The 6,499-nt window shown below is 73.6% G+C and carries 7 protein-coding genes; 1 reads left to right on the forward strand and 6 read right to left on the reverse strand.

Going from position 1 to position 6,499, the window contains the following annotated elements; genetic code table 11:
- The first annotated feature begins 85 nt into the window (after positions 1 to 85).
- A complete protein-coding gene (locus AOK18_RS21145; RefSeq protein WP_055571219.1) occupies positions 86 to 766 on the forward strand; it encodes an N-acetylmuramoyl-L-alanine amidase in 681 nt (226 codons plus the stop codon).
- 290 nt (positions 767 to 1,056) lie between these two features.
- Here AOK18_RS21145 and AOK18_RS21150 read toward each other — a convergent pair whose 3' ends face one another.
- The 6 genes from AOK18_RS21150 to AOK18_RS21170 form a co-directional block, all read right to left on the reverse strand.
- Complete coding sequence (locus AOK18_RS21150; protein ID WP_055695377.1) at positions 1,057 to 2,226, reverse strand: cysteine desulfurase family protein; 1,170 nt, start codon at positions 2,224 to 2,226, stop codon at positions 1,057 to 1,059.
- A 71-nt stretch (positions 2,227 to 2,297) separates the two neighbouring features.
- A complete protein-coding gene (locus AOK18_RS21155) occupies positions 2,298 to 2,603 on the reverse strand; it encodes a hypothetical protein (RefSeq protein ID WP_055571217.1) in 306 nt (101 codons plus the stop codon).
- 5 nt (positions 2,604 to 2,608) lie between these two features.
- Entirely contained in the window at positions 2,609 to 2,770 is a 162-nt protein-coding gene (locus AOK18_RS32045) for a hypothetical protein (RefSeq protein ID WP_099048926.1), read from the reverse strand.
- Positions 2,771 to 3,609: 839 nt separating this feature from the next.
- On the reverse strand, positions 3,610 to 4,470 hold the full coding sequence (locus AOK18_RS21160; RefSeq protein ID WP_055571216.1) for a thioesterase family protein: 861 nt from the start codon (positions 4,468 to 4,470) through the stop codon (positions 3,610 to 3,612).
- A 103-nt stretch (positions 4,471 to 4,573) separates the two neighbouring features.
- Positions 4,574 to 5,233: a trimeric intracellular cation channel family protein gene (locus AOK18_RS21165; protein ID WP_055571215.1), complete on the reverse strand. Its 660-nt coding sequence runs from the start codon at positions 5,231 to 5,233 to the stop codon at positions 4,574 to 4,576.
- A 144-nt stretch (positions 5,234 to 5,377) separates the two neighbouring features.
- Positions 5,378 to 6,499: ABC transporter ATP-binding protein (locus tag AOK18_RS21170; protein WP_055695378.1), on the reverse strand; the 1,122-nt coding region annotated here is incomplete at its 5' end.

Here is a 6,499-nt window from a genome sequence, read left to right on the forward strand (position 1 = left end):
CGGGAGGGCTGCGGGATCTCAGTCATAACCCCTCCAGGGTACGGGGCGCGGGAACCGGAGCCACCGGATATCCGTTGTTGCTCGCATGGGGGAAAGAAGAGCTTCCACGAACCGCGCCGGCAAGGGCGGCGACCGCCGCATCGGCCGGCGGGCCCTGCTCGTCGGCGGCGCGGCCGCCGCCGCGGGGACGGCCGTACTGGCGCGGGACGAGCTGGGCCGCCTGTGGTGGCGGGTGCCCGGGATCGAGAAGCCGCGCGAGCCGGGCGTGGTCGACTTCGCGGACGCCCGCTGGGTGGCGGCCTCGGACGCCAACTGGCGGCGCGCGGACCGGCCCGACGACTTCGGCATAGACATGGTGATCGTGCACGTCACCCAGGGCAGTTTCGACAGCGCGGTGCGGGCCTTCCAGGACCCCGGGCACCAGGCGGCGACGCACTACATCGTCGGGCAGGACGGACGCGTCACGCAGATGATCCGCGAGCTGGACGTGGCCTACCACGCGGGCAACCGCGGCTACAACGAGCGCAGCATCGGCATCGAGCACGAGGGGTTCGTGGACCGGCCGCAGGACCTCACGGACGAGATGTACGAGGCCTCGGCCCGCCTCACGGCCCGGATCTGCGCGCGCTACGACATCCCCGTCGACCGGAAGCACATCATCGGTCACATCGAGGTGCCGGGCACGGACCACACCGACCCGGGCCCGCACTGGGACTGGGACCGCTACATGAAGCTCGTGCGCCGGGCGCGCACGGCGACGGCCTGATCCCGCCACCCGAAAAATCGGACGAAAAATATCGAACCACCCTCTTCCCTCAGGAAAGGGGCGTCCTATGATGGGAACAGGCCTACGGGACGAGTGAGGGAGTTCGACCGGAGTAGCCGACTGCAGCGCGAGGTTTCGGCTTCCGCTGGTGCCGACGTCGACGGTCGGGCTGAGAGGCCGGAAGGTCGAAGGACCGGAAGGCGACCCCTAGTCACCTGATCCGGGTCATACCGGCGAAGGGAACCCGTCTCGTAGGTCCTCGTCGTGTCCAGGGGGGTCACTCGGGGGGATCAGGACAGTCCCGCCGCCCGCGCGCGTTCCACCGCCGGCCCGATGGCCTTGGCCAGGGCTTCGACGTCGGCCCGGGTGGAGGTGTGGCCGAGGGAGAAGCGGAGGGTGCCGCGGGCCAGGTCCGGGTCGGTGCCGACGGCCAGGAGGACGTGGCTGGGCTGGGCGACGCCTGCGGTGCAGGCGGAGCCGGTGGAGCACTCGATGCCCTGGGCGTCGAGCAGGAGCAGCAGGGAGTCGCCCTCGCAGCCGGGGAACGTGAAGTGGGCGTTGGCCGGAAGCCGTCCCCCGGGCGCGGGGTCACCGCCGAGGACGGCGTCCGGGACGGCCTCGCGGACCGCGGCGACCAGGTCGTCGCGGAGCGCGCCGATCTCGCGGGCGAACCGTTCCCGCTGCTCGGCGGCGAGCCGGCCGGCGACGGCGAAGGAGGCGACGGCGGGCACGTCGAGCGTGCCGGAGCGGACGTGCCGCTCCTGACCACCGCCGTGCAGCACCGGCACGGGGGTGTGCTCGCGGCCCAGGACCAGCGCCCCGATGCCGTACGGGCCGCCGATCTTGTGGCCCGAGACGGTCATCGCGGCGAGTCCGGAGGAGGCGAAGTCCACGGGCACCTGGCCGAAGGCCTGTACGGCGTCGGAGTGCAGCGGGACACCGAACTCTGCGGCCACGGCGGCGAGTTCACGGATCGGCAGGATCGTCCCGATCTCGTTGTTGGCCCACATCACGGTGGCCAGGGCCACGTCGTCGGGGTCGCGGGCGATCGCCTCGCGCAGGGCGTCCGGGTGGACCCGGCCGTGGGAGTCGACCGGCAGGTACTCGACGACGGCGCCCTCGTGCTCGCCGAGCCAGTGGACGGCGTCCAGGACGGCGTGGTGCTCGACGGGACTGGCGAGGACCCGGGTGCGGGCCGGTTCGGCGTCGCGCCGGGCCCAGTACAGGCCCTTCACGGCGAGGTTGTCGGCCTCGGTGCCGCCGGAGGTGAAGACCACCTCGCTGGGACGGGCGCCGAGGGCTTCGGCGAGGGCTTCGCGGGCTTCCTCGACACTCCGGCGGGCCCGCCGGCCGGCGGCGTGCAGGGAGGAGGCGTTGCCGGTGACGCCGAGGTGCGCGGTGAGTGCCTCGATCGCCTCGGGAAGCATCGGGGTGGTCGCGGCGTGGTCGAGGTAAGCCATGGTGGGGCCGATTCTACGGGCCGCGGCCGGAGCCGTCGGGGCGCGGTCGGCCGGGACGGCTCCCCGCGGGCTCAGAGGTTCCAGGAGATCGTGTCGTTCATCCGCATCAACGCCAGCAGGACCAGCAGGTCGGCGACGCCCAGGCCGAGGCCCAGGCAGGCGCGTCCGCGCCGGGTCGTGCCCCGGCGCAGGGCGGTGGCGGCCAGCGCGATGGCGATCGGCCCGAGAACGACGTTGAGGACGAGCAGACCCAGCAGGCCCAGCACGAAGGACGCGACGGCCATGCCGTCGGCGTCCCGGACGGCGGCCCGGACCCGGGCGCCGGCGGCGGCCCGGTGGGGCGTTGCCCGGTGGGTGGCCGGTGCGGTGGGGCGCATGGCGTTCAGCCCTCCCGGCGGGCGCGGCCGTGGCGCTCGCGCAGGGCGAAGACGGTGAGCCAGACGGCGACGACGACGCCTCCGGCCACGGAGACGGTCAGAGGCGCGTGGGCCACGGTGCCCAGGACGACGCCCATCAGCAGAAGCGCGGCGACGAGGAACAGCACGGGTCGGATCCTCCAGGCTTCGGGGTCGGGTTCGGTCCGGGTTCCCTCCGGTGCTCGCTCCCCGGTGCGACGGCCGGCGAACGATGACGGTACGGGTGTTCACTGACCGGCTGGTCCAAACACCCGGCGTACGGCACCGCGTCGTGCGATCCGAGGAGCGGGGCCTCGGCAGCCCGGGACCGCGTGAGGCCACCCGGGCCGTGGGGATCGCCCCGGCCGCCTTCCACCGGCACTTCCGACCGGTCGGGGATCTCGGCGTGGTGCCGGTCGGGGAGGCGTTCGAGGGCCCGCACCCGTCGATCGGGACGGCGGTGCCGGTGACCGGTGACGCCGGGGAGCACGCGTGCCGTGGAGCCGGTCGCCGGGCACGTGGGCCGGCACCCGGTTCACGTGCGGTTCGTCGTCCGCGAACGGCACGGCGGGGTGCGGCGGTCCGGGAGGCGATCCGCGACCGGCTCGCCCGGTTCCCCGGGGAGGTCGTACGGACGCGGGCTGGGGATCCGGTGTCCGCGGGCCGGAGCGAGGACGGCCCGCCGGTGCCGGCCCAGCGCCACGTCGACCGGAGGATCACCACGGGACGTCTCTTCCGGGGTCCCTGGAGGCACCGGCAGCGGGCCCCGGAGAACGGGCCCGGAGGCAGGAGCGCGCGGCGTCGACGGCGGCCCGCCGGCCGCGGCTGATCGGCGTCGGCCGCCCGCACCGGCCGGGACGCCGGGCCGGCGAGGCGGCCCCCGCCGAAGGCGTGCCCGGCGGGGGACCGTACCGGTACGGCCGGCACCGGTACGGCGGGCCGGGACGCGACGCGGCCGACCGGCGTCCGGCCGCGTCCCGGGGGCCGTTCAGCCCAGGCGCACCCGGGCGAGCTGACGGGACTGGGCGACCAGCCGGTCCGCGCTGTCCCAGACCTCGGCGTCCTCCTCGAGGAAGCCTCCGGCGAGGTTGCGGGTGGTGATCGAGACCCGCAGCGGGCCGGGCGCCGGGCGGGAGCGGACGTGCACCGTCAGCTCGACCGTGGGCACCCAGCCCTTGAGTCCGAGTTCGAAGGCGGTGGGGGGCAGCGCGTCCACCGCGAGGAGCAGGGAGAGCGGGTCGTGGTCCCGGCCGTCGGCGAGCCCGAACCAGGCCCGCATCTCCCCCTTGCCGGAGGGCTTCCCGAGGGCCCAGCCGAGGGTCGAGGGGTCGAGCTTGAGCATCAGCCGGTCCGTGATGGCGGAGCTGCCGTCGACGGGGGCGGGGCCGTCCTCGGGGCCGAAGCACTGGTCCATGGGCGGGATCGCGGGCGGCACGGCCGACGTGCGGACGTCGTCGGGGAGGGCGTCCAGGTCGCCGTAGGAGGCCAGGAGGCGGATGCGCTCGACCTCACGGCCCTGGCCGTCGGTCTGGAAGAGGGACGCCTGCCCGGTCGAGAGGGTGCGTCCGGTGCGGACGGTCTGGGTCCGCACGACCGCCGGGCCCGGCTGGGAGGCGGTCAGGTAGTGCGCGGAGAGGGTGAACGGGTCCGCGTGCGGCAGGGTGTCGGCGAGGGCGCGGCCCAGGACGGCCAGCAGGTAGCCGCCGTTGACGGCGCTGATGATCGTCCAGCCGGCGGAGAGGTCGATGTCGTAGACACCCGGCTCGCGGGGCGTGACCGCGGTGTCGCGGTCGAACTCACTGTCGCCGATGACGGCCCGGACGGCCGGGGCGGAGGCTGCTTCTGGCATGGGTGAACAGTACAAGAGACACCTACTAAGCGGTAGCTTTGGGCTCTGTCCGCTCGTCCTCCCGTCCGCTGTGCCGCTCCCTTCCCTCTTTCCCGCCCTTGCCCTACTCCTCCTCGCGGACCGTCGAGCGGCGCTGCCACGCGCGGGGCGCCCGCCAGTGGTACCGCAGCGCCAGCAGGCGCAGCACGAAGGCCGTGATCACGGCGAGGGTGCTGGTGAACGCGTTCAGCACGTCGAACCGGATGCACAGGGCCACCATGGTGGCGCCGACCATCGCCGGTACGGCGTACAGGTCGCGGTCCCAGCGCAGCAGCGAGGGCACCTCGTTGGCGAGCACGTCCCGCAGCACACCGCCGCCCACCGCGGTGACCAGTCCCAGGCAGGCGGAGGCGGTCAGGCCGAGCCCGTAGTCGTACGCCTTGGCGGTGCCGACGACGCAAAAGAGCCCGAGGCCGGCGGCGTCGAAGAAGTTGACGGCGTTCTGGATGCGCTCGACGTGCGGGTGGAGGAAGAAGACCAGCACCACGGCCAGCAGGGGGGTCACGAAGTACCCGAGGTCCGTGAAGGCGGCGGGCGGCACGGCGCCGATGACCACGTCGCGGAAGAGCCCGCCGCCCAGGGCGGTGGCCTCGGCGAGGACCGCGATGCCGAAGACGTCGAGGTTCTTGCGGACCGCCAGCAGGGCGCCCGAGATCGCGAAGACGAAGATGCCTATCAGGTCGAGCGCGTGCAGGAGGGACGGGCTGAAGAGTTGCTGGAGCACTTTCACATTCTCACTCAAAAAGAACCCCTCGCCTTGCAAAGCAAGGCGAGGGGTGGCACGGACGTGCGGCCCGGGGAGCCCTCGGGGCACCGGACGGTTCAGCTCCGTCCGGTGCCCCGGGAGTCCGAGGGGTGCGGCGGTCCGTCAGTCGGTCCCGGCCGGGCCCTTGCCGGGCGCCTCCGGCGCCGCGGCGTCCCGGTCCTTCGCGACGGCGTCGGCCGTCGGGTCGCCCGGGGTCTCGGCCGCCGCGGGGACCTTCTCCTTGACCGCCGGGGCGTCCGGCTTGGTCGTCGAGTCGGCCGGCAGGAGCGCGGCGGGGACCTCCGCCTCGCCCTCGGTCCGCTCCACCAGCGCTTCCTCGGTCTCCGTGACGGCCTCGATGCCCGTCGGCCGGGTCGGCGCCAGCTTCCCCGACGCGATCTCGGCGGTGTAGTGGCAGGCCACCCGGTGGCCGCCGCCGACGTCCTTCAGCTCCGGCCGTTCGGTGGCGCACTTCTCGGCCTGGGCCCAGGGGCAGCGGGTGTGGAAGCGGCAGCCGCTGGGCGGGTTCGCCGGGGAGGGCAGGTCGCCGGTGAGCAGGATGCGCTCGCGGCGGTCCTCCACCTCCGGGTCCGGCACCGGCACGGCCGACATCAGGGCCTTGGTGTACGGGTGCTTGGGCTCGGCGTACAGCGTGTCGCTCGGCGCCTCCTCGACCAGCGAGCCCAGGTACATGACGCCGATCACGTCGGAGATGTGCCGCACGACCGCGAGGTCGTGGGCGATCACCAGGTAGGTCAGGCCGAGTTCCTCCTGGAGTTCCTCCAGCAGGTTGACGACCTGGGCCTGGATCGACACGTCGAGCGCGGAGACCGGCTCGTCGCAGATGATCACGTCCGGCTCGAGGACCAGCGCGCGGGCGATGCCGATGCGCTGGCGCTGGCCGCCGGAGAACTCGTGCGGGTAGCGGGCCAGCGCGTTGGAGGGCAGGCCGACCCGCTCCAGGATCGCCTTGATCTTCTCGCGGCGCTCCTCCTGGTTCTTGCCGATGCCGTGGGCGACCATGCCCTCGGACAGGATCGACTCGATGTTCTGCCGGGGGTTGAGCGAGCCCAGCGGGTCCTGGAAGACCATCTGGAGCCGGCGCCGGAAGCGGCGCATCTCCTCGTTCGGCAGCTTCGCCAGGTCGGTGCCGTCGAGGACGACCGACCCCTCGGTGATGTCCACGAGCCGCAGCACCGAGCGTCCGAGGGTGGTCTTCCCGCAGCCGGACTCGCCGACCAGGCC

It is taken from the genome of Streptomyces prasinopilosus (genome assembly GCF_001419695.1).
GTDB classification, from domain to species: Bacteria; Actinomycetota; Actinomycetes; order Streptomycetales; family Streptomycetaceae; genus Streptomyces; species Streptomyces prasinopilosus.

What these genes read in the sequence shown, in the direction of transcription:
- AOK18_RS21145 (WP_055571219.1), top strand. Translation starts at nt 86, where the DNA reads ATGGGGGAAAGAAGAGCTTCCACGAACCGCGCCGGCAAGGGCGGCGAC.
- AOK18_RS21150 (WP_055695377.1), bottom strand. Translation starts at nt 2,226, where the DNA reads ATGGCTTACCTCGACCACGCCGCGACCACCCCGATGCTTCCCGAGGCG.
- AOK18_RS21155 (WP_055571217.1), bottom strand. Translation starts at nt 2,603, where the DNA reads ATGCGCCCCACCGCACCGGCCACCCACCGGGCAACGCCCCACCGGGCC.
- AOK18_RS21160 (WP_055571216.1), bottom strand. Translation starts at nt 4,470, where the DNA reads ATGCCAGAAGCAGCCTCCGCCCCGGCCGTCCGGGCCGTCATCGGCGAC.